Here is a 22,002-nt window from a genome sequence, read left to right as displayed (position 1 = left end):
ATCCATTTTTTAACCATCTAGATGAATCACTAGAATAACTGCACTGCTTGTTCTAAAATAAAATAAGCGGAGGTACCGTTATGACGAAAACGTTTAAAAAATTTGGCATAGCCAGTTTGGCACTGCTTTTTATGGCCACAGCGGCGTTTGCGGGATGGGGCTCTAAAGCATCGGCCGCTGATATGAGATCATTAACCGCTGCGCAGATTACTGCGGAGATGGGTGCAGGCTGGAATCTGGGTAATCAGCTGGAAGCAACCGTGAACGGAACACCGAATGAAACGTCATGGGGCAATCCAACGATCACACCTGAGCTGATCAAAAAGGTAAAAGCGGCAGGTTTTAAAACGATTCGTATTCCGATTTCTTATCTGAACTATATTGGAAGCGCTCCCAATTATACAGTGAATGCATCTTGGCTTAATCGTATACAGCAAGTGGTGGACTATGCGTATAACGAAGGTTTATACGTAGTCATCAATATGCATGGAGACGGGTTCCACTCGATTCCGGGCTCGTGGTTACATGTGAACAGTGGCAATCAGAACGTTATTCGTGAGAAGTATCAAAAGGTGTGGCAACAAGTTGCCAACAAGTTCAGTAATTATAACGAACGTCTGATTTTTGAATCTATGAATGAGGTGTTTGACGGAAATTACAACAATCCGAATACGTCTTATTATGGTAACTTGAATGCGTACAATCAGATCTTTGTGGATACCGTTCGCAAAACAGGTGGCAACAACAATGCAAGATGGTTGCTTGTTCCAGGCTGGAACACAAACATAGACTACACTGTGGGCAATTATGGTTTTGTCGTTCCAAGTGATAATTTCAGATCTTCCGCCATTCCAAGCTCTCAGAAGCGAATCATGATCTCGGCACACTATTACTCGCCATGGGATTTTGCTGGTGAAGAAAATGGAAACATTACGCAATGGGGAGCTACCGCGACGAATCCTTCCAAAAGATCGACATGGGGGCAAGAGGATTACTTGGAATCTCAGTTCAAATCTATGTACGATAAATTTGTGACTCAAGGTTATCCAGTCGTTATGGGTGAGTTCGGTTCCATCGATAAATCTTCTTATGATTCCAGCAACAGTACCTATCGTGCGGTTTATGCCAAAGCCGTGACTGCCAAGGCGAAAAAATATAAAATGGTTCCAGTTTATTGGGACAACGGGTTCAACGGCCAGCATGGATTCGCGCTGTTCAACCGGTTTAACAATACGGTAACACAGCAAAATATCATTAATGCGATCATGCAAGGCATGCAATAATTGATGTTGTCAGAAGCAAGAATGGGGCGGCATGTTTCTTATAACCAGGGACATGCCGCTTTAGTATGTTTTCTCAAAAAAGGTGATGCGAGTTCACTCGTAATTTCTCATGAATTTTTACACAAGCCGCAAGTAGAATTCATTAAATGCCACACAATCATGGTTATACTTAATTTTGCTTTGATCTAGCGAACTTGAAGGATTGGGTGGTAGACAGAATGTTGAAGAAGCGTGAGATGCATGAATGTCAATCTCTGTACAGCTTGATGATGGATCCCGCAGTTTCCCCTTATGTTCGTTATGCATGTCAGTCGCAAGAGGAATTTATGTTTTTAACGAGGCAGTTGATCGCAGAAGAAGAACAGGGAAGTGTTATAACGCGTACGATTTTGAATGAAACAGGCACCGCAATTGGCACTATTGATCTGTATCAGATTGTCAACCAGACTGGATTTCTGGCAACTTGGATTGGTGCTCCTTATTTCGGACAAGGATACAGTCAAAGAGCCAAGTCCGCGTTTTTGACAGAATTGTTTCTTGAACAAGATATACAGACGGTTTTTATGAAAATACGCAAACAAAATGTTCGTTCCCGCAAAGCGGTGGAGAAACTACCTTACGTTAACCTCTCCAATGACCTGTATCCAGAGGTCACGCATTCCATTAATGCGAAGCAGTCCATATATGATTTGTACCATGTCGAACGTGCTACTTTTCTCGAAAGTCATATGGAATTGCATCACATTTTAGCTACGTAAGAACCACTGGTTGAGAGTCATCAAAGAATAGTAAAAGAGTATACACGGCGCCGTCAGAGATGACGGTGCTATTTGATATACAGGGAAACACGACCTTATGAAACTAGGTATAGCTTCATTCGTAGAAGCATTGGTGAAAACTCCGGGATAAAAACTACTGCATACCTCGTTTAAAAAGTTATAGAAATTCCTTAATGGAAGAACATGGATTATAATTGAGGTGAAGTGTATTGAAGGAGGTTGTTGTTTTGACAACAGAGGTATGGATTCCAATGGAGGAGATTCAGGATCAGGAGCCGATCTGGGCAGGTACCAAAATTCGAATATATCAAGAACAGCCACTGGAATACTTGCTCTCATACATATATGGGAATTCGAATGAGCTTCAACTAACGTGCTTAACCCAAGGCGAGGCAGGTAATATCGGAGGCGTCATTACTAAAGACCTGCCCAACCACTATGTACTGGCTCAAACGCTAAAGACCTTTTTGACCGGAGTGTACAGTGAGATTTGTTTTGAATAAGAAGGGGGTTATATTTTGAATCAGATGAACAAGATTCTGGGTGTCGTGTTAATGGTTGCGAGTGTGTTCATATCCACACTTGAACGAATGTCTATCCGATTATCAGCAGCATTGGTTGAGTCGGGAAGCGGATCGGAGCAAGGTTTGCGAGAAGTTACGCAGAAGGTAGATGTACCCACAGGACTACTCGTATATTTCATGTTTTTTGTTGGGTTTGTATTGCTGGTTGCCGGTTTCCCAGGAACGTACAAAAACAAAAATAAACGTCAGCAGGAGCGGCCAGAGAATTACAAATAGAGGAGGATGCAAGTTGTCTGAACAACCGGAGGAGAAGTTAACAGGTGGTAACGTGAATGAAGTTGTGCGCGTTGGAGATACGGTTCGCCGGGGTAGTGACCCGAGTATTAACGCAAATCGTTATGTACACGAACTGCTCTCGCATCTGGAAAAAGAAGGCTTCCATCAGGCACCGAAGTATCTGGGCATGGATGAGAAGGGCAGGGAAATACTCTCTTACCTTGACGGAGACGTCCCGGGTAATGATTATCCGGAGATCGAAAGTTACATGTGGTCAGACGAATCACTGATTTCCGTTGCCCATTTATTAAGAGCCTATCACGATGCAACCGTAAATTTCACCACGGTGGAACAGCCTGTTAACCTTTATCCAGGCATAGGTAGAGATGAACACTCACATAAATCAGTTGATACAAATTCAGAGAATTCCGAAGTGGTCTGCCATAACGACTTTGCTTTATACAACATCGTGTTCAGACAAGGTTTGCCGCAGGGCATTATTGATTTTGATCTGGCATGCCCGGGGCCGCGTATGTGGGATATTGCCTATACTTTATATACGTGTGTACCTCTTGCGAATTTTTCGCCCAAGCTTGAAGAGCAAGGGAAATCGGTTGCCTCATATGATAGAGAAATGCACGCAAACGTTCGGAAAAAACGCATTGAATTGTTTATGAAAGCTTACGGTTCACATGTTCCACCTGATCTGAAAGATTGGGTCGTGTCACGTATTCGCTTTATGTGCAAAACTTTAGAGGATCGTGCATTAGCAGGAGACTTAGCCTTTGTGAAAATGGTTGAAGAAGGTCATCTGGCTCACTACGAGAGAGAAGTGATTTTTCTGGAGCAACATTGGCAAGAGTGGACATAGTTTTTGTCGTAACTTTTTCGGGTAAATGCAACGTTAAAACGGTTTGTATTCTATTTTTTCATTGGGGGAGAAAAAGATGGAAACGAAGATCGTTACATTGGCTGCATTTCATGTTGCAGGGTATCGCATTGAAGCTACGGTGGAAGAGTTTGAGGCAGGATTACGACAGAATCTTTATGATAAGTTAATAGAGAAGAGGGATCAGATCAAGCATCGGAAAAACGACCAGGTTCTCTTAATGCAGCTGTATCCGTCCTATGAGGATTTTAATGCCAAAGTAGATCCATTCGCACATGTATTATGCTATGAAGTAAACGAGACGGAGGGCACGCCGCCTGGAATGATTATTCATCATGTGCCAGCTCGTTCATACGTTACATGTACGCACAGAGGACTAGAATCCGACATAGGTGATACATATGACTACATCTATGGACAGTGGTTAGAAGATGCTGGATACACACCTGAGTGTTATGATTTTGAAATCTGGGATGAACGCTACCAGCCGGATAGTGTCAATAACGAGATCGATGTTTATGTGGCTTTGCAATCTTAGTATTCGTCATGACTGACTTCGTATATAATGAAAGATGACTCTACAAAACAAGTAACTACATACTATTGCGAGGTGCACTTCGACTTATGCCAACGATCTATGATTTCACTGTGACGAGAACGAGTGGAGAGCGTTTTCCGCTCTTTCAATATGAAGGAAAGCCTGTACTGATTGTGAACACGGCAAGCAAATGTAAATATACGCATCAATTCGATGATATCCAGAAGTTATATGATGAGTACAAGGATCAGGGATTGCAGGTCATTGGCTTCCCATGTAATCAGTTTGCGGAGCAGGAGCCAGGTAGCAGTACAGAAGCCGAGTCTTTCTGTCAGATCAACTACGGGGTGAAATTCCCGATGTTTGCGAAACTGGATGTGAATGGAGAGGAAGCGCATCCGTTGTACGACTTTTTGAAAAAGTCAGGTCCGTTTGCCGGCTTTGATGAAAGCGACATTCAGGCCAAACTGCTCAAGCTGATGGTGGCAGACAAAGCACCAGAGTGGCTGCACGGCGATGCGATCAAATGGAATTTTACCAAATTCCTGATTGATGCAGAAGGTCAAGTCGTTCGGCGCTTCGAGCCGGTGGATTCCATGGACGAGATCAAAGCAAGTATCCGAGAGTTGTTATAAAATTTAGATGAACATTAGCGGGGCAACCAAGCATAACGTTGTATCCCGCTTTCTTTTTTTGCACAGGAGGTGATGATGTGCCAAGCATGATGCAGTTTAATTCCCCACTGGCGTATACCTATAGAGCCACCAGTCAGTTTGACCCGGGTAATTCGGACGGATTTCATTCGCATCCACACTATGAGATTTATTATTTTCATGAAGGGGAATGCACTTATATTATTGGAGATCGGGTATATGCACTGGAGCCGGGGGACTTGGTGTTAATGCATGGACTGACTTTGCATCGGCCGCATCCCAAAGTTGGTAAACCTTACGTTCGCACAACGCTTCATTTCGACCCTTCTGCCATTCGTAAAAGCCTGCATCCCGAGCGCATCCATGAAGTGCTGAAGCCGTTCGATGAGCTGGGCAATTGCCGGGTGAACCTGACCGGTGAGGTTCGCGCCGAATTCGAAGCACTGCTACATGATCTGCACCAGTTATCTTCTCACTCATCCAGATTCAGACAGGAGCGTATGCATATCCGGGTCTGTGATCTGTTATATTGTGTAGCAGAGATCTGTCAGGGACATGTGCAGGAACAGCGTTCTTCATCGGAAAAAGAAAGACATGTCCAGCATATCATCCGATACGTGGATACGAATTACATGCATGACATCGGTCTGGATGATCTCGCTCAGGAACTACATCTGTCCAAGCCCTATTTGGCAGGTATGTTCAAGGAGATGACGGGACTGACCATATTTAAGTACTTATATGACCGGCGTATTAATCAGGCGAAACTGCTATTCCAGTTTCAGCCCGAGATGAGTGTGACGGAGGCCAGTCGACTGTCTGGTTTTAAAAGGCTGTCTCATTTTAGCCGAATTTTTAAACAAAGCGTGGGCTGTTCGCCTGATCTGTATCGAAGTCAGCTGCCTCGGCAGCTGTAGGGTCGATAGGGATGTTGAAACGAAGTTTAGCGCTGTTAGCGTAAACGAGGAATAAATGGTTGCTATGTAGAAGCCGAACCGCAGATTCATCGTGGTCGGCTTCTTTAGCTTTATTTTTATACCAATGAGCAAATAGCGAGCAGGAGTCAGCACCCTTCACGTAACGCAGATGTTTAGAATGCCAAACGAACAGGTAAAGAAAGGTAACGAGAAAAAGACGATTACAGGAGGCGAAAAGTGAATGGAGAAGCAAACACCGGCGCAACAACGGGAAAATGGCAAACGAGATAAGATGCCAGACCACCCGGAGCAACATAAGACTGAACATGAAAGCATGTTGGATCGATACGAGCAAGAACAAACGGTTGATCCCATTCCAATGCAAGATTTGAACATGGAAGCGCAGGAAGAGAAGAATAAGGATCAGACGAAAAGTAATTCGGCTACAGAAGAGAAATACCGGGCAGACTATCGTAAGAGGGATTAAATAATATAATGAAAATAAAATAGTTTATTGACTAATGTATGTTACTATATTATAGTTACCTTATCGGCAATGAACTACAAATGACTTAGGAGGCGTATATGAATGTCTACTTTTTTTGATGCGTTGAAGAACAGAAGATCTTATTATGGAATCAGTAAGGAATCCACAATCTCGGATGCTAAAATTCAGGAAATCGTCGAAGAAGCGGTAAAGTATACACCAACTGCATTTAACTCACAGACTTCCCGGGCAGTCGTATTGCTTGGTGAACAGCATGATAAACTATGGAATCACACGGAAGAAATTTTGCGTGAAGTTGTGGGCAACGAAGAGGCATTCCAATCCACAGCTGAGAAAATGGCAGGTTTCCGTAGTGGCTACGGTACGGTTCTGTTTTTCGAAGACAACAATGTGGTAGCGCAGCTTCAACAAAACTTTGCTGCTTACGCAGACAACTTCCCGATCTGGTCTAACCAATCCAATGGTATGTTGCAACTGGTCATCTGGACTGCATTGGAGCAAGAAGGACTGGGGGCATCCCTACAACACTATAATCCACTGATTGATGAAAAAGTGAAGCAAGAATGGAATATTCCGGAGCACTGGAGACTGATCGCTCAGATGCCGTTTGGTAAACCAACCGCAACCCCAGGCGAGAAAGAGTTCCAACCGATTGAAGAGCGCGTCAAAGTACACAAGTAAGGAAGAACGCATTAAAGTACACAAGTAATTCTTGAACATTACCAATATTTAACCACATACGGCCTCGCTTCAATTTGATACGATAATGAAGATCGTAATCTATTGAAGTGAGGCTTTTTAATGTGAAAATAGTAAATGATAATAGAGCTTCTCGAACCTTTCATCCCGTATGGAAGATCGTATTAAGCGGCGTCATTTTATTCGGTTCAGTGATTGGAAATGGAAGTATCGTTAACGGGGCGGGGAGTGGGCAGCCGACCTTTCAGGATACAAGCAAAAGCTTCGCAAAAGAAGCCATTGCGCGACTGGTACAAAAAGGGATTGTAGCAGGAACAACGGAGCACACGTTTGAACCGAAAAAAGCGGTCACACGCGCTGAATTTGCATCATTTGCGGTTCGATTGCTCGGACTAGAGCCAGTTTCAAACAACATTAAACCTTTTGCAGATATTTCTGCGAAAGCTTGGTATTACGGTAACGTAGCTGCGATGACTAATCTATCGATTCTTGAGGGTAAAGGCCAGAACCAGTTTCAGCCTAACGCTTCCATTACACGGGAAGAGGCAGCTGCTTTGCTTGTTCGTATGCTGAAACAGCGCCCTGTGGCAAGCGATAGTATATACAATACATATGCAGACGCAGCGGACATCTCAAGCTGGGCTCTTCCATATGTACAGAAGGTGCATCAACTTGGATTAATGCGCGGAAGTAGCGGCATGTTCCGGCCGGCTGACCAAGTCACACGGGAAGAGGCAGCAGTGATGCTGGATTCGATCTTGCAAAACAACACATGGGCCACGCAAATTCAGCGGAAGCAGGATCATGGGATTCAACTGGGATGGCAGTATAATTCATCGACAGCAGAATTTATAAGACAAGTCGACCAGTCGCCTGTGAACACGGTCGTTCCGCGTTGGTTTTTCCTGAATAAAGATATGAACGTTTCGGATCACGCCAATGCCACATTGATCTCTTGGGCATCTGCTTCGGGCAGAGCGCTGTGGCCGATGCTGGGTAACCGTTCCAATAAGGAGATGACACATCAGATGCTGTCGAGCTCAGCGAACCGGGAAGCAGTTGTCAATCAAGTGAGTGCTTATGTGAAAAAATATAAACTCGGCGGTATTAATGTGGATTTTGAAAATGTAGATCCTGTCGATCGCGAAGGCTTTACCGCGTTTGTGACTTCGTTAACGAAATCCTTGCACACACTTGGCGCTGTGGTATCGGTTGATGTATCTCCCAATCTCGGTTCAGATTGGACGGCAGCCTTTGACTACGTCAAGCTGGGGGCGATCTCGGATTATATGGTACTTATGAGTTATGAAGAGCATTGGAACGGTGACCCCAAGCCCGGTTCGGTCGCTTCGCTTCCATGGGTGGATCGAGCACTGACAAAGATGCTCTCCGAAGTACCACGTACCAAGACTATTTTGGCGCTTCCACTATATACGCGGGATTGGTCCACCGTGAATCCTGCAACAGCTTCCTGGGACATTACACTGGGAGAGCAAGGAGTGCGGGCATCAGCATCAGGTTCGCTAAGAAACTGGGATACACAGCTGAAGCAGTATATGATTAACTACACGTCTAAATCGGTGGCACGAGCCATCTGGGCGGAAGAGAGTCGCTCCTTGTCTGCCAAAGTTCGGATGAGTGGTGAGCGAAACATTGCAGGACTGGCTTACTGGTATATGGGCGGCGAAACTGCGGATGTATGGAACGCCATCACCAATGCTATGCGTTTCGAATCGTATCAGTTCTAACACTTGAAGACCGAAACCTTTCGTTTGAAACCGGAGGTTTGGGTCTTTTATTTTTGGTTTAAGCTATGGAATAAGTCAGGCCGTTTAAGCCTGTTTGTACGGTTTAATGTATAGAAGGACAAGAATCATCATGCAAAAATATACTTTTTAAAAAGAGAGAGTACTGGATATTCAGGAGGGAATAACATGCGAGAGATGGATTGTATTATTGTGGGCGGAGGGATTGCAGGGCTTCAGGCAGCCATTCAGCTGGGACGTTATTCAGCGCATCAAGTACTGGTAGTCGATGCTGGGGAAGGCCGATCAACGTTATGCCGAACCTATCATAACATTCTCGGTTATCCGGATGGGGTGTCGGGCAAAGAATTACGGGCCATTGGCAGGATGCAAGCTGAGCAGACAGGTGTTTTGTTTGAAAAGGATCGAATTGTAGAAGCCATGCGTGTGCATGAGGACAAGATCAGGCTTAAAGGGTCCTCTGGAACCCTGTATCAGGCCAAAACAGTGCTGCTGGCAACCGGGTTATCGGATCGAATACCTGATATTCCGGGACTGAAGTCTACACTCGGCCGAACCGTGTATGTATGCCCTGACTGTGATGGTTATGAGATTCAAGGGAAGCGAACGATCCTGCTGGGGGCTGGCGAAGCTGGAGCGAATATGGCCATGACCTTAATTGAACGTACTAATGATCTTTTATATATCAACCACGAGCAAACAGCGATCTCGGCTGACCTTCATCGTCAAATGAAGCAAGCAGGAGTCCGTTATCTTGAAGCAGCGGTACAGGAAGTGCAACAGATGGAGGACGGTCATATTACAGGTGTTTTAACCGAAGATGGTCAGGTTTTTGAATCAGAACGTGGATTTATCGCCTTTGGCGGGAACCGGGTTCACTATGAGCTCGCTGAGCAGCTTGGAGCCGTCATTGCAGACAATAAACATGTAGAAGCGAATCCTCGTAGTATGCAGGCGGCTCCTCACGTCTGGATTGCTGGAGATCTTGGTATACATGCCGAACAAGCGACTGTTGCTATGGGCGAAGGCGCGATTGCGGCCATCTGGATTCACAAAGCGTTACAGAAGATGGCTAAGGGTTAATAGCATATAATAAAAAAAACACAAAAAAACAAGTCCTCTATTTTCCAGTTGGTTTAGGAGGACTTGTTTTCGTGCGTTTCTTTTAAGGATTATTTACCCGGTTCATCTGTTACATTTTTATTGGAAGAATGATCATGTCCTTTATGGGTAAAGTCTTTGCGAATGTTGTCTACAATATCTCCGACGACACCTTCAATCATGTCCGTAGGTCCCGGATTTTTTTTGTCTGGTTCAATGACGGTATTTACACCGGGTTTGAGTTCATCGGTTGTTTTGTCATGTTTAGGTTTGTCATTCATGAGATCTCCTCCTTAAATTCGGTAGTAATCAATGTTTACTAACATAACCAAACATCTACATGTATATGTAAAACGTTTAACCGAACTACGATTTTTGAAACGGCTGATTAAACTTCAGCGAGACGTTTATATTATAAATGACCCAAGGTTGTGAAGCTTATTGCAAGCTCAACATAAGTCACCAAAATGAATATGCAATTAAACTGAAGGAGGTAATAAGCATGAATGAACAAAATCATGTGATCCACAAAGACGGGCAGGTTTCCACAGATCAGGTAGACAACGCAATCGAAAAGATTGCACCGGAGGAAAGAGACCACATTTTACAAAATTTTGATGCATTCAAGGAATACCTCGGTAAACGGATTGCCATGGGCGAATCCATCGGTTTAAGTGAAGAACAAATGGCTAAAATTGCACAAAAAGTAGCAGATCATCTGGCAACTAACGAAGAACCTCGCAACCGGGAAGAGAAGCTATTACAGGAACTCTGGAACGTTGGTAAAGAAGAGGAACGCCATATGCTCGCTCATATGCTGGTTCGTTTGGCGCAAGACACCAGAACAAGTCATTAAAGAAGTTCAGGCATAAATGGACTGTACAAGCATAGATTAATATAGATACAGCAGAAACCCCGAATGCAGCTGATTTGGGGTTTCTCCATGTAAAGCGGTGGACAAGCTCAGTAGTGATGACGCGAATTGTAACTATTTTTAATCTGGCTGATACTTTTCAGAAGGTGCTATGACGTATGATGAGTACAACATAAACGAATCGTTAATGTTTGGCGTGTCCGTTTGAGAAGAAAAGCTTTCGTTTAATAATTAAGAGACGTATGAAATAAGGAGAGATGCTGGCATGAAGAACGCGGCGAAACAATGGAGATATCGGATGATCGGTGCAGCAGTGGCTTTACTTGGCATCATCGTGCTGACTACATATTTGCTTACCCCTGCAAACGCAGAGGAGCGTACCGATGTTCAGTCACCTTCTGCTAATAAGGCCCAGTTGGCCAATTCTGAAGTATATACAGCTTATATTGACGGGATGCGTGTGGAAGACGGTAAATTAATGCTGACTGTAGATAAAATCGGCTGGTATCAGGGTGAGGAAGCCAATACGATTTTCAAACAACGTAATCCGGATGCGGGCATGGACGAAGCACCTGACGGTTACTATATTGTTAATGATAACAAAGAACAAGAGCAGGTTGAGGTCAAAGCTGACGCCAACGTTCTCATGCAACTGTATGACCGTGATGGTACGGTTCAGGGGGCGGAAATTCAGTGGAACGAACCCGTAAGCTTGACCAAGTTTGAGTCGTTGTATGGGGATAAACGCATTCTGGATATGTCTGTGTTCCCTTACCACCTGACGATTCAAGATGGAAAAGTAATTAAAATTGTACAACAGTATATCCCTTAAACAGATAACATACAAATAATCCAAAAAGCATTCTTTCCGTTCAAGTAAACGGTGAAGAATGCTTTTTGTTATGACAAATGGTTGAAAGCGATTGTAATTTATTGGTGGTACATGTATCATTATAGGAATGGCGTTTTTACATCATTCAGGAGGCTTCTGATGTTTAAAGACATGATTGCATTAACCAAGCCCGGACTGTTACGGTTGAATGTGTTTGCGGTTGCCGTCGGTTTCTGGGTTGCTTCACAATGGGATATCGCATGGATATCTCTGCTTATGGTCGTGATTGGTTCAACGCTCGTCATTGCTTCGGCATGTGTCATCAATAATTATTGGGACCGTGAGCTGGATCAAAAGATGGAACGAACGAAAAAAAGAATGGATTACATTAATCATCTGAAACCAGGATTTGTTCTTGGTTACGGCTTGGTGCTCGGAGTCGCTGGTTTAGCGATATTGTTTGTACTGGTGAATCCGTTATCCGGCTGGATGGCTTTGCTCGGTTGGTTTGCGTATATTGTGATCTATACGATGTGGCTAAAACGTACATCGACATGGAGCACATCGCTGGGCGGAATTGCAGGGGCGATGCCACCTGTCATTGGGTATACCGCCGTAACGAATGAAATCGATGCAGGAGCCTGGCTGTTGTTTGCACTGTTATTTTTGTGGCAGCCTCCACATTTCTGGTCGCTGGGTATTCGCCGTGTGGAAGAGTATCGTGCTGCAGGCTTCCCACTCTTACCGGTGGTCAAAGGTGTGAAACGTACCAAGCTACAGATGATTCCTTATGTTTTTCTGCTGATTCCTGCTGTATTCCTGTTGTATTATTTTGATTACGTTGGACTGGTGTTTCTGATTGTATCTCTGATTAGCAGCTTGATCTGGTTTGTACATACACTTGGCGGATTGAAAACACAGGATGATGAGAAGTGGGCGAAGGTTAACTTTTTGATCTCGGTCAATTACCTAATGCTCCTGTTCATCTTAATGGTAGTGAATACAACTTGGTCTTAAACAGAAGAGAGCAGGGATTCCCTTAGAGAGCACATTTTGGAATAAAACGGACAACCTCGTTGTTGGTATTATTACAAGATGTGCTTGTTTATTATTAACAGCTATTGGATGTGACAACAACATGAGTGATTTGCAACAAGCGATCTGCCTGCGACAGGAAGGCAAAGTGAGGGAAGCAATTGAGCTTTTGAACCAAATTACGGAGTTTGAGCCGGAAAATGGGGAAGGCTGGTATCAACTCGCATGGGCACATGACTCGCTAGGATTGGAACGTGAGGCTGTGCCTTATTATGAAAAAGCACTACAGCTGGAATTATCGGCAGAAGATCGGGCTGGTGCAATTCTCGGACTAGGGAGTACTTATCGCACGCTTGGACAATACGAGCAGGCCAAATCATGGCTGCTGGCAGGAATATCGGAATTTCCCGAGCACCGGGAATTTGAGGTATTCTATGCTATGGTGCTCTATAATCTCGGCGAACACGCAGAAGCGATGGGGCGGCTGCTTGTTCAGCTTGCGGATACTTCTTGCGATCCGCGAATAATGGACTACAGCCGGGCGATACGCTACTATGCAGATCAGCTAGATCGGGTCTGGGAATAAGATAGGATCGTCTTTAAGCCTGTTCACCTGAGTGTGAGTCACGTAAAACTAAACTTCTTGATTAGAGATGAGCCATTGTTGGACTTCTTCAATGAAACGACGTGCTGCTGGTGAAATATTCCGAAGGGAAGCGCAAGCTAAACCGATCATTCGGTAAGGGTCACCTGAAAGTGGCACCAGCGCGAGTGATTCCGTATGATTTTGCAGCACCATCTCGGGAAGAAGACTGATGCCAAGTCCGTTACGTACCATGGCCATAATAGCCTGATCCTCGGCAACCTCATATACCACATTTAATTTGGCAGCATGCTGACGAATCAAACGTTCAATTTCGTTGTCACCGCCCCATTTGGGAAGAATGAAAGGCTGCTCTAGCAAAACTTCAAAAGATACCGATTTCTCTGAAGCCAGCGCATGATCCAGAGGCAGGATGCACATCATCCTGTCTTTTTGTAATGTAATCGTATCAAATGGCGACGAGTCGCCAAGAGACAAGAACCCAAGGTCGATGGCCCCGCTGGCGAGCCAGTTCTCAATCTCGGCATAGTCACCCTCCCAAAGCTTAATTTCAATTCCGGGGTGGCGAAGCCTAAACTGCTTGAGAATACCCGGAAGCCACTGTGTCGATACGCTAGCAAATGTCCCGATTCGTACCGTACCAATCTCGGCACCGCGAATCAGGGAGATTTCCTGGTTCATCAGTTCGGCCCAGCGGATGATTTCACGAGTATAACCGAGAATACGCTCACCTTCCGCGGTGACCCGGACACCCGAGCGACTGCGATGAAGCAGGGAGAATCCATATTCGCTTTCCAGGCTGGCGATGGCGTGACTGACGGCGGATTGTGTAATATTCAGGGCCTCGGATGCTTTGGTCAGACTGCCATATTCAACTACCGTGTTTAGAATTTCGTATTTAATCAGCGACATGTTATAGTACTTTCCTTCCAGATTAATCTACATTTCTATACATTAGTTTATTTCATATTAACTATTATAAATATTCATTTTTATAATGCAAAGAGATCGTTTATACTTGCCAAGGCGAGTTAGTTTAGTACATATAACCAACGTAGCTCAGACTATTATAGAAGAATGAAGGTAGAAGTTAGATGAATGGGGTACAGGGAAATCAGATTCAAGCATCACGAAGAGCAGATGTACAGATGTTGCTTGCAACCGTTATTTGGGGTTCTTCTTATCTGTTTATGAAATCGGGACTAGCTTCAATGCAAGAACTAAATTTGATTGCTTTGCGATTTGGAATCGCCTTTGTAGCGGCAGGGATACTCTTTCACCGCCGTTTGAGAAGTGTAGATCGCGGTACGTTGCTTGCTGGAGTCGTGCTGGGTACAGCGTTGTTTGCTGCATTTGTATTCATCACCTATGGGGTACAGCGAACGACGGCGTCTCAGGCGGGGTTTTTGATCAGTTTGGCCGTCATTTTTGTACCGATATTAACGACAGTCTTGCGCCGGCGATTGCCGGACAAACGTCTTAGTGTCAGTATAGTGGTCGCAGTAGCAGGGCTTGGACTATTGACCCTTCAGCATGAAATGAGTTTGCATCTGGGGGATCTGTTGTGTATTATCGCGGCACTGGTTTACGCCATATATATTCTGCTGGCGGGTAAATATACACCTCGGCATGACCCACTTACACTCGGAATCGTTCAACTTGGTGTAGCGGCTTTGTTGGGAACGGTAGCCACATTTTTGTTTGAAACACCGCAGTTACCAGATACGCCGGAATCATGGGCATCGATCTTGGGACTCGGAGTATTATGCAGTGGGCTTGGTTATATTTTGCAAACTTTTGCCCAGCGCCACGCTTCACCTACGAGAACGAGTCTGATCTTTTCGCTGGAGCCACTGTTTGCCGCAGCGTTTGCTTTTATTTTTCAGGGAGAGTCTCTTACGTTGCAAGGATACTGCGGAGCAGCGTTGATGCTGGCTGGCGTATTGATTACGGAGATCAAACTGCCGCTGCATCTGTTCAGACGCAGAAAGCGCCCGGCGTTATAGTGTTAACTGAATCTCTCTGTCCATCTAAATATATGTATGGAAGACAGTCGCCCATAAATAAACGGTAGATAAACGAAGTTACAGGTTATTCCGTCTTACTCCGATCTAACCTAACAAACCCCGAATGAACAAAACATGTTTTGTTCATTCGGGGTTTTATGCTACACTGGATGAAATATCAGGAAAATCGGGTGAGCAAGATGGGCAAAAGAGTGACCATGCAACAGATCGCAGATGCTGCAGGAGTATCCAAGTTCGCAGTTTCCCGTGCACTGACGGGTAAGCCGGGGGTTAGTGAGCACACGCGTGAGATGATTGTCAGAACCGCGGGGCAACTGGGTTATTTTAAAATAGAGCCAAAATATAATGCAGTGGATTCTCATACATCATTCGGTGACACAATGGGGAAGAAAAACGAAGGTACCATATTGATTTTGTTTCCGAATATACGCTCTCAAAATCGTTCTTCCTTGTATTGGGGGCCTGTATTCGACGGGATTTCAGCGCGTTTGAATGAGCAGGGTATGGATATTTTGACACTGACGGAACCTTCTTCCGATCATATGTTTTCGGTTCTCAATCCCGATGCCATTCGGGGTGTTATTACGGTAGGCACGATCTCAACGCCAGTGCTGCTCGAAATATATCGCTTGCGCATTCCGCTCGTCATGGTGGATCACGAGGATTCTGCAATACATACCGATACTGTATTTACTGACAATGTGAAAGGCATGAAGGAGTTAGTCCTTATGCTTGCGGCGAAGGGATATAAACGGTTCCAGTTCGCTGGACAGCTACCTGATGCGGTTAGTTTCAGGGAACGGTGGCTCGGGTATCGGATGGGACTTGAAGTAATGCAACTACAGGCTGAACAGCATGCGGGGCTGCTCGTGCAGGAGTATAAGGAGATGCAACAAACCATCAGAGAGTTCAAGCTTGAAGATATTCCAGAGGTGATCGTCTGCGCGAATGACCACACGGCATTTATTATCATTGAGGCTTTGCGAAGTCGCGACGTTCAGGTGCCTGAACAGTGCGCGGTAACAGGGTTCGATAATACAAGGGCAGATGATCCTATTATGGCTACGGCACATATTCATAAGGAACATCTCGGAGCCCGTGCTGTAGATCAGTTGTTGTGGCGCATTAGCAATCCGAATGTTCCATATGAGCGTAAGCTTATTCATGCGGACATCATTATGCGGGACGAATATCATATGTTACGGGAGTAGCCAGGCAAAGTTGTGGTTGTGGACCTTCCTAGCAGGATGGAAACAAAATAGAAGGGAAAAGACATGGAGAAGTAAATCTCTATGTCTTTTTTTGTGATTGCAGTGATAATAGAACAATTTAATTGACCCAATGCATTGACTGTTATACGGCTAACATGTTAATTTTGTTTTGTGAATTGTTTGCTAATATAATAACAAAACCTAACAAAATACGTTGGTTACTCTAACGACATGGGAGGCTGTCATGAGCACAAAGCTATCACAACGATTTGAAAACTGGACGTTCAAGGCTAGTGAGGATCAGGAATGGATGCCGGCTCAGGTGCCTGGATGCGTACATACCGATCTGCTGAGATTAGGCAAGATTCCTGACCCGTTTTACGGGACAAATGAGAAGGAAGTGCAGTGGATCGACAAGAAGGACTGGGAGTATCGTACAACGTTCGATATTGAATCTTTTTTATATACGCAGGAGCATCTCGAACTAGTTTTTGACGGACTGGATACGTATGCGGATGTATATGTGAATGACACACATGTGTTGTCTGCGGATAACATGTTTCGAGTATGGAAGGCAGATGTAAAAGCATTAGTGAAGGAACAGGGGAACATGCTTCGCATTCATTTTCGTTCTCCCATTCAGGAGGATTTACCGAAGCTGGAGAAGCTGGGATATGCCTTGCCTGCATCCAATGACCAATCCGATGTGGGCGGTCTCGGGGATAAACGAGTCAGTATCTTTGCGCGCAAAGCACCATATCACTATGGCTGGGATTGGGGTCCGCGTTTTGTCACCAGTGGCATCTGGCGTGAAGTTAGGCTTGAGGGATGGACAGATGTGATAATTAATGATTTATTTATCCGTCAAAATGAAGTAAATGCCACATCGGCACAAGTCACCGCCGTGGTAGAGGTGGAAACTTCTCAGCCTATAGATACCGTTATTCGCATAGGTGCAGATGGTCAGCGCTGGGAGAAGGCCGTATCTTTGCAATCTGGTTCTCATACGGTAGAGGTGCCAATCTCGATTCAGAATCCAAAGCTCTGGTGGAGCCGTGGATTGGGTGAAGCGTATCGATATACGTTTGCTGCCGAAGTACTTCAAGGTGAGCGTGCTGTCGCAACGCACGAGGTCAAAACAGGACTTCGTTCCATCCGTCTTGTGCGTGATTCGGACGAAGCCGGCGCTTCCTTTTATTTTGAACTGAACGGAGTAGCGGTTTTCGCCAAAGGAGCCAACCACATTCCCAATGACAGTTTTATTACCGAAGTGACACGAGAACGGTACATGCATGAGATCATATCGGCAGCGGAGTCCAACATGAATATGCTACGTGTATGGGGCGGTGGCTTTTACGAAGAGGATGTATTTTACGACTTGTGTGATGAATACGGTATCATGGTGTGGCAGGATTTTATGTTCGCGTGCAGCATGTATCCGGGTGATGAAGCGTTCCTGAACAGTGTCCGTCATGAAGCGATCGACAATGTGAAACGTCTGCGCAATCATCCGAGTATTGTACTGTGGTGTGGCAACAATGAGATAGATTCGGCTTGGGCGCATTATATTGAAAATGGTGGCTGGGGCTGGAAAAAAGATTACAACGCCGAACAGCGCGAACGCATCTGGGCGGATTATGAAGCGATTTTCCATGACCTTTTGCCAGAAGTGGTCGAAGCGTATGCACCAGGCATTGACTACTGGCCTTCCTCCCCCATTGTATCGCTGACAGGGGATGAAAAGCAGCATGCCCATCCGTCTACATCGGAAGGAGACATCCATTATTGGGGCGTGTGGCACAATGTGGAGCCTTTTGAGAATTACAATATATATGTAGGCCGTTTTATGAGTGAGTATGGGTTCCAGTCGTTCCCGGAATACAAGTCGGTACGCACATACGCCGAGGAAGAAGACTTGGCCTTGGAGTCAGAGGTCATGCTTGCACATCAAAAGAACGGTGCGGGTAATCGACTGATCAAGCAGTATATGGATATGTATTTGCATGAACCGAAGGATTTCCCATCCTTCCTGTATATGAGTCAGGTCCTTCAAGCAGAAGCGATGAAAACCGCAATCGAAGCCCACCGCCGCCGCAAACCTTACTGTATGGGAACGCTCTACTGGCAAATGAATGATTGCTGGCCTGTCGCTTCGTGGGCGGGTATGGATTATCTTGGTCGCTGGAAGGCATTGCAATATTATGCGAAACGTAGTTTCAATGATGTATTGGTTTCCGTGGATGGTACCAAAGAAGACGTCACAGATATCTATGTGGTTTCTGATCTATTGAAGAAGGTGGAGGGGGAGCTTCAAGTTCAATTGATTGGATTCGATGGCACGGTGCACTGGGAAGAGACTTTTGCAGTAAACGTAGCACCCAATGCAGGTGAGAAGTTGTTGTCCTTGCGTAATGCAGACTGGCTTGAAGGGCATGATGCTACGACGACGCTACTGCGGCTCGCTCTCCGTCAAGAGGGAGTAACAGACATTGTCCAGGAGCATTACTTCGTGCCTGCCAAAGAGCTTGCGCTTCAGCCTGCGAGCATCAAAGTCAGCGGAGGAGCGGATGAGGATGGTGTACATCTAGTGCTGGAAAGTGACGTTCTTGCCAAGCAGGTGTGGATGTCTTCGGAAGTTGAAGGGGTCTTCTCGGATAACTTCTTTGACCTGATTCCCGGGTTTCCGGTAAAGGTGAAGTTCATCTCCAGAGAAGGTTTACAGCAAGCAGATGTCAATTCGAATCCAGGGGCAGTGGAGGTTCGATCCATGGCTGATTTTATTCGAGTGAACTAAATGTGAGGCAAGGGAAAAAATAAGACGTAGCAACGAATAAAACGGTTGAAGTCTCTTACGGAGAGGGACTTCAACCGTTTTTTGTGACAGGATGATACCACAAATTACATCGTAATGGTTTCGTAACATTTTGCTTAGAGAATCGTAAGTTGTTTTCCTTATTGTAGTCCATGCAAGCAACTAAACCCATGGAGAGTGATAACAATGATGAAAACAAGCAAAAGCAAAAAAATGATTGCGGCAGCGGTGTTGATGATGTCTTTGACCTTTTCAGGATTGGCAAGTGCAAGTGCTACAGAGATGAAAATGATTAAAAAGGATGGCATGGAACTTATGCAATTGAGACAGGCGGCAAAAATGTATGGTTACAGCATTATGTGGGACAGCAAAGACCGCTCGGTAACGTTAATGTATATGGACAAAATGCACGACACGATGATGGAAGACGATATGAAAATGAAAAATGACATGATGATGCACGATGATATGATGAAGCAAGATGACACGAAGATGGCTGATAACATGATGATGGAAGATGACCAAATGAATAAAGATGACATGATGATGAAGGACGACATGATGATGGAAGGGGCTATGATGCCTGCAGCTAAAACCATTAAGGTGTGGGTTGGTTCCACAAAAATGATGGTAGACGGCATGCAGGTTAGCTCGAAGTCAATGCCCATAATCCATGAGGGCAACACATATGTAACGGATATGGTCATTTCCAAATACATGATGCCGATGAAGGCTATGAAGTGAAGGTAACGAAGTAAACGTAAAAAATTGAAAGTAAGACAGATCAATAATACTGAAACATGATCCTTGCCCTGTGCTATGATGATGCCAGATGCTTGTTTTGAATATGGGGTGAGTTCATTGAATGAGCGTATCATGGTTGCCGATGATGACAGTAATATTACAGACGTTTGTCGCAGGTACCTCGAAAGGGAAGGTTATTCCGTGGTGACGGCTAAGGATGGTATGGAGGCGATTAAGTTGTGGCGCACCCACACGCCAGATCTGATTGTGCTGGACCTGATGATGCCACATAAAAATGGATGGGAAATCTGTAATGAGATTCGGCAATGCGAGGATGTACCCATTGTTATGCTGACTGCTCGTGGGGAAGAGCAGGATCGACTGATGGGTCTGACGATGGGAGCAGATGATTATCTGACCAAGCCATTTAGTCCGAGAGAACTCGTTCTGCGTGTCAAAGCGATATTGCGCAGAATGCGAACGGTACAGGTGTCGCCTGCCACTCATTCATCACATACGATTCGTTATGAAGGGCTGACCATTGATTTTGTGAAACGTGAGGTAGAGATTGACGGACGGCTGATTGACTTGACGGTTACCGAGTTTGAGATGTTGTATTTGCTAGCCAGCCACCCGGGACAGGTGTTTTCGCGTAGTCAGATGTTAAGCAAAATCTGGGATTTTAGCTACGAGGGAGATACGACGACCGTAACCGTGCATATTCGAAGATTACGAGAGAAAATCGAGCAAAATGCTTCCGATCCAAAATATATTAAAACGGTTTGGGGTATAGGTTATAAGTTTGCAGGTGGCTCATCATGAAATTACGCACGTATCTGGTATTGTCCAGTCTTCTGGGAATCGGTGTATTGTTGATTTGTTTGTTCGTCAGTTATTCCAAAATGCTTCTCACCATCGATCAATTGTATTGGCTGTCGGGTATAACGGCCGGGGTAGGTTTACTTTCGTTTGTTCTCCAGTATGTATTAACGAAGCCATTGGAAAAATCAATAGCTCGTATTACCGAGCGCACAGTGAAGGTAGCCGAAGGGGATTTCCATACGGAAGTTCCTCTCATCGGGCCACAGGAATTTAAACTGCTGGCACAGCAGTTTAATGAAATGAGTTCCAGACTGAAGGATAGTTTTGACGATCTTCATCAATCCGAATCGGCCAGGCGTGAGCTGATAGCAAATGTGTCTCATGACTTACGTACACCACTGGCCTCGATTCAGGCCTTTGTCGAAGCGCTGGAGGATGATGTGATTAAGGATGAAGCCACCTTCCGGCGTTATCTGAATACGATTCGCCTTGAAACGAAGAGGCTGGGAGGGCTGATCCAGGACTTGTTTGATCTATCGAGTCTGGAGGCCCAAGGGGAGCGATTTGATCCAGAGCCCAGTCATGTCGATGAGTTGTTGGTTAGCACACTCGAGGGCTTTTCGTTCCATCTTGCCGAGAAAGAGCTGAATGTGGAGATTGAGTTGCCTGATCAATTGCCAGCTGCCATGATGGTAACTGCACAGATGAAACGGGTGGTTTCCAATTTATTGCAAAATGCCATCCAATACTCTTCTACAGGAGGCACAATCATGCTTACTGCCACAGAGCAGGGAGCGTTTTTGCAAATTGCGGTGTTGGATCAAGGTGAGGGGATTGAAGCGGAAGAAACGACACGTATTTTTGAACGGTTTTACCGGATTGATAAATCCCGTAGTAAAAGTAGTGGTGGAGCTGGACTTGGGCTCGCGATCGCTCAATCCATTGTGGAACGGCATGGAGGCGAAATTGGAGTTCAGAGTAAGAAGGGAGAAGGAAGTTGTTTCTGGTTTACCCTTCCAGTGTGTGTCAATCGCTAGCCATTGGCACTGAGAGATTTTGATCATAGCGGTAACGTAAAAACGTGCCACCCGGTATTTGGGGTAGCACG

At 45.1% G+C, this 22,002-nt stretch carries 24 protein-coding genes; 22 read left to right on the top strand and 2 right to left on the bottom strand.

Features of this window, described 5'->3' with window-relative positions; all coding sequences use genetic code 11:
* The first annotated feature begins 80 nt into the window (after nucleotides 1-80).
* The 12 genes from J2T16_RS05795 to J2T16_RS05740 all read left to right on the top strand — a co-directional run bounded on the left by J2T16_RS05795 (nucleotide 81) and on the right by J2T16_RS05740 (nucleotide 9,915).
* Complete coding sequence (locus J2T16_RS05795) at nucleotides 81-1,283, top strand: cellulase family glycosylhydrolase (protein WP_154958851.1); 1,203 nt, start codon at nucleotides 81-83, stop codon at nucleotides 1,281-1,283.
* 218 nt (nucleotides 1,284-1,501) lie between these two features.
* On the top strand, nucleotides 1,502-2,041 hold the full coding sequence (locus J2T16_RS05790) for a GNAT family N-acetyltransferase (RefSeq protein WP_154958850.1): 540 nt from the start codon (nucleotides 1,502-1,504) through the stop codon (nucleotides 2,039-2,041).
* 248 nt (nucleotides 2,042-2,289) lie between these two features.
* On the top strand, nucleotides 2,290-2,565 hold the full coding sequence (locus J2T16_RS05785; protein ID WP_418792744.1) for a hypothetical protein: 276 nt from the start codon (nucleotides 2,290-2,292) through the stop codon (nucleotides 2,563-2,565).
* A gap of 15 nt (nucleotides 2,566-2,580) precedes the next feature.
* A complete protein-coding gene (locus J2T16_RS05780; protein WP_260511133.1) occupies nucleotides 2,581-2,862 on the top strand; it encodes a hypothetical protein in 282 nt (93 codons plus the stop codon).
* 13 nt (nucleotides 2,863-2,875) lie between these two features.
* Nucleotides 2,876-3,733 carry an aminoglycoside phosphotransferase family protein gene (locus J2T16_RS05775; protein ID WP_260511132.1) on the top strand — a complete coding sequence of 286 codons (858 nt, stop codon included), beginning with the start codon at nucleotides 2,876-2,878 and terminating at the stop codon, nucleotides 3,731-3,733.
* A gap of 76 nt (nucleotides 3,734-3,809) precedes the next feature.
* A complete protein-coding gene (locus tag J2T16_RS05770; protein ID WP_090920863.1) occupies nucleotides 3,810-4,289 on the top strand; it encodes a GyrI-like domain-containing protein in 480 nt (159 codons plus the stop codon).
* A gap of 86 nt (nucleotides 4,290-4,375) precedes the next feature.
* Nucleotides 4,376-4,924 carry a glutathione peroxidase gene (locus J2T16_RS05765; RefSeq protein WP_154958848.1) on the top strand — a complete coding sequence of 183 codons (549 nt, stop codon included), beginning with the start codon at nucleotides 4,376-4,378 and terminating at the stop codon, nucleotides 4,922-4,924.
* Between the two features lie 86 nt (nucleotides 4,925-5,010).
* Nucleotides 5,011-5,859, top strand: coding sequence for an AraC family transcriptional regulator (locus tag J2T16_RS05760; protein ID WP_260511142.1), 849 nt, complete (start codon nucleotides 5,011-5,013; stop codon nucleotides 5,857-5,859).
* A gap of 241 nt (nucleotides 5,860-6,100) precedes the next feature.
* The gene (locus J2T16_RS05755; RefSeq protein ID WP_186811697.1) at nucleotides 6,101-6,346 is read left to right on the top strand and encodes a YczO family protein; all 246 of its coding nucleotides are present in this window, start codon (nucleotides 6,101-6,103) and stop codon (nucleotides 6,344-6,346) included.
* A 102-nt stretch (nucleotides 6,347-6,448) separates the two neighbouring features.
* Nucleotides 6,449-7,048: a nitroreductase family protein gene (locus J2T16_RS05750; protein WP_090920855.1), complete on the top strand. Its 600-nt coding sequence runs from the start codon at nucleotides 6,449-6,451 to the stop codon at nucleotides 7,046-7,048.
* Between the two features lie 122 nt (nucleotides 7,049-7,170).
* Nucleotides 7,171-8,814: an S-layer homology domain-containing protein gene (locus J2T16_RS05745; protein WP_261771627.1), complete on the top strand. Its 1,644-nt coding sequence runs from the start codon at nucleotides 7,171-7,173 to the stop codon at nucleotides 8,812-8,814.
* A 186-nt stretch (nucleotides 8,815-9,000) separates the two neighbouring features.
* Complete coding sequence (locus J2T16_RS05740; protein ID WP_154958846.1) at nucleotides 9,001-9,915, top strand: FAD-dependent oxidoreductase; 915 nt, start codon at nucleotides 9,001-9,003, stop codon at nucleotides 9,913-9,915.
* A gap of 89 nt (nucleotides 9,916-10,004) precedes the next feature.
* Here the strand turns inward: J2T16_RS05740 and J2T16_RS05735 are convergent, their stop codons facing one another.
* Entirely contained in the window at nucleotides 10,005-10,214 is a 210-nt protein-coding gene (locus J2T16_RS05735; protein WP_154958845.1) for a hypothetical protein, read from the bottom strand.
* Between the two features lie 221 nt (nucleotides 10,215-10,435).
* On the opposite strand from J2T16_RS05735, the gene J2T16_RS05730 reads away from it, so the two are divergent.
* The 4 genes from J2T16_RS05730 (at nucleotide 10,436) to J2T16_RS05715 (ending at nucleotide 13,260) form a co-directional block, all read left to right on the top strand.
* Nucleotides 10,436-10,789: a DUF3243 domain-containing protein gene (locus J2T16_RS05730; protein WP_336122443.1), complete on the top strand. Its 354-nt coding sequence runs from the start codon at nucleotides 10,436-10,438 to the stop codon at nucleotides 10,787-10,789.
* 283 nt (nucleotides 10,790-11,072) lie between these two features.
* Entirely contained in the window at nucleotides 11,073-11,639 is a 567-nt protein-coding gene (locus tag J2T16_RS05725; RefSeq protein ID WP_090920847.1) for a hypothetical protein, read from the top strand.
* Nucleotides 11,640-11,798: 159 nt separating this feature from the next.
* Nucleotides 11,799-12,656: a heme o synthase gene (gene cyoE, locus J2T16_RS05720; protein ID WP_154886242.1), complete on the top strand. Its 858-nt coding sequence runs from the start codon at nucleotides 11,799-11,801 to the stop codon at nucleotides 12,654-12,656.
* Nucleotides 12,657-12,777: 121 nt separating this feature from the next.
* Complete coding sequence (locus tag J2T16_RS05715) at nucleotides 12,778-13,260, top strand: tetratricopeptide repeat protein (protein ID WP_499017941.1); 483 nt, start codon at nucleotides 12,778-12,780, stop codon at nucleotides 13,258-13,260.
* Between the two features lie 48 nt (nucleotides 13,261-13,308).
* Here the strand turns inward: J2T16_RS05715 and J2T16_RS05710 are convergent, their stop codons facing one another.
* Nucleotides 13,309-14,190: a LysR family transcriptional regulator gene (locus J2T16_RS05710; RefSeq protein WP_154886240.1), complete on the bottom strand. Its 882-nt coding sequence runs from the start codon at nucleotides 14,188-14,190 to the stop codon at nucleotides 13,309-13,311.
* 182 nt (nucleotides 14,191-14,372) lie between these two features.
* Between J2T16_RS05710 and J2T16_RS05705 the strand changes: the two genes are divergently transcribed.
* The 6 genes from J2T16_RS05705 (at nucleotide 14,373) to J2T16_RS05680 (ending at nucleotide 21,931) form a co-directional block, all read left to right on the top strand.
* Complete coding sequence (locus J2T16_RS05705) at nucleotides 14,373-15,284, top strand: DMT family transporter (protein ID WP_186811696.1); 912 nt, start codon at nucleotides 14,373-14,375, stop codon at nucleotides 15,282-15,284.
* A 170-nt stretch (nucleotides 15,285-15,454) separates the two neighbouring features.
* Nucleotides 15,455-16,516, top strand: a complete 1,062-nt coding sequence (locus J2T16_RS05700; protein ID WP_260511131.1) for a LacI family DNA-binding transcriptional regulator — start codon at nucleotides 15,455-15,457, stop codon at nucleotides 16,514-16,516.
* A gap of 244 nt (nucleotides 16,517-16,760) precedes the next feature.
* A complete protein-coding gene (locus J2T16_RS05695) occupies nucleotides 16,761-19,310 on the top strand; it encodes a beta-mannosidase (protein ID WP_499017940.1) in 2,550 nt (849 codons plus the stop codon).
* 207 nt (nucleotides 19,311-19,517) lie between these two features.
* Nucleotides 19,518-20,072: a hypothetical protein gene (locus J2T16_RS05690; protein ID WP_499017939.1), complete on the top strand. Its 555-nt coding sequence runs from the start codon at nucleotides 19,518-19,520 to the stop codon at nucleotides 20,070-20,072.
* Nucleotides 20,073-20,189: 117 nt separating this feature from the next.
* Nucleotides 20,190-20,894 carry a response regulator transcription factor gene (locus J2T16_RS05685; protein ID WP_499018189.1) on the top strand — a complete coding sequence of 235 codons (705 nt, stop codon included), beginning with the start codon at nucleotides 20,190-20,192 and terminating at the stop codon, nucleotides 20,892-20,894.
* Nucleotides 20,891-21,931: a sensor histidine kinase gene (locus J2T16_RS05680; protein ID WP_499017938.1), complete on the top strand. Its 1,041-nt coding sequence runs from the start codon at nucleotides 20,891-20,893 to the stop codon at nucleotides 21,929-21,931. The genes J2T16_RS05685 and J2T16_RS05680 overlap by 4 nt, the downstream gene beginning before the upstream one ends.
* Nucleotides 21,932-22,002: the final 71 nt, after the last annotated feature.

Source organism: Paenibacillus intestini (assembly GCF_030803945.1).
GTDB lineage: Bacteria > Bacillota > Bacilli > Paenibacillales > Paenibacillaceae > Paenibacillus > Paenibacillus polysaccharolyticus.
The sequence above is the reverse complement of the archived record's forward strand: the minus strand, read 5'-3'. Positions and strand labels throughout refer to the sequence as shown.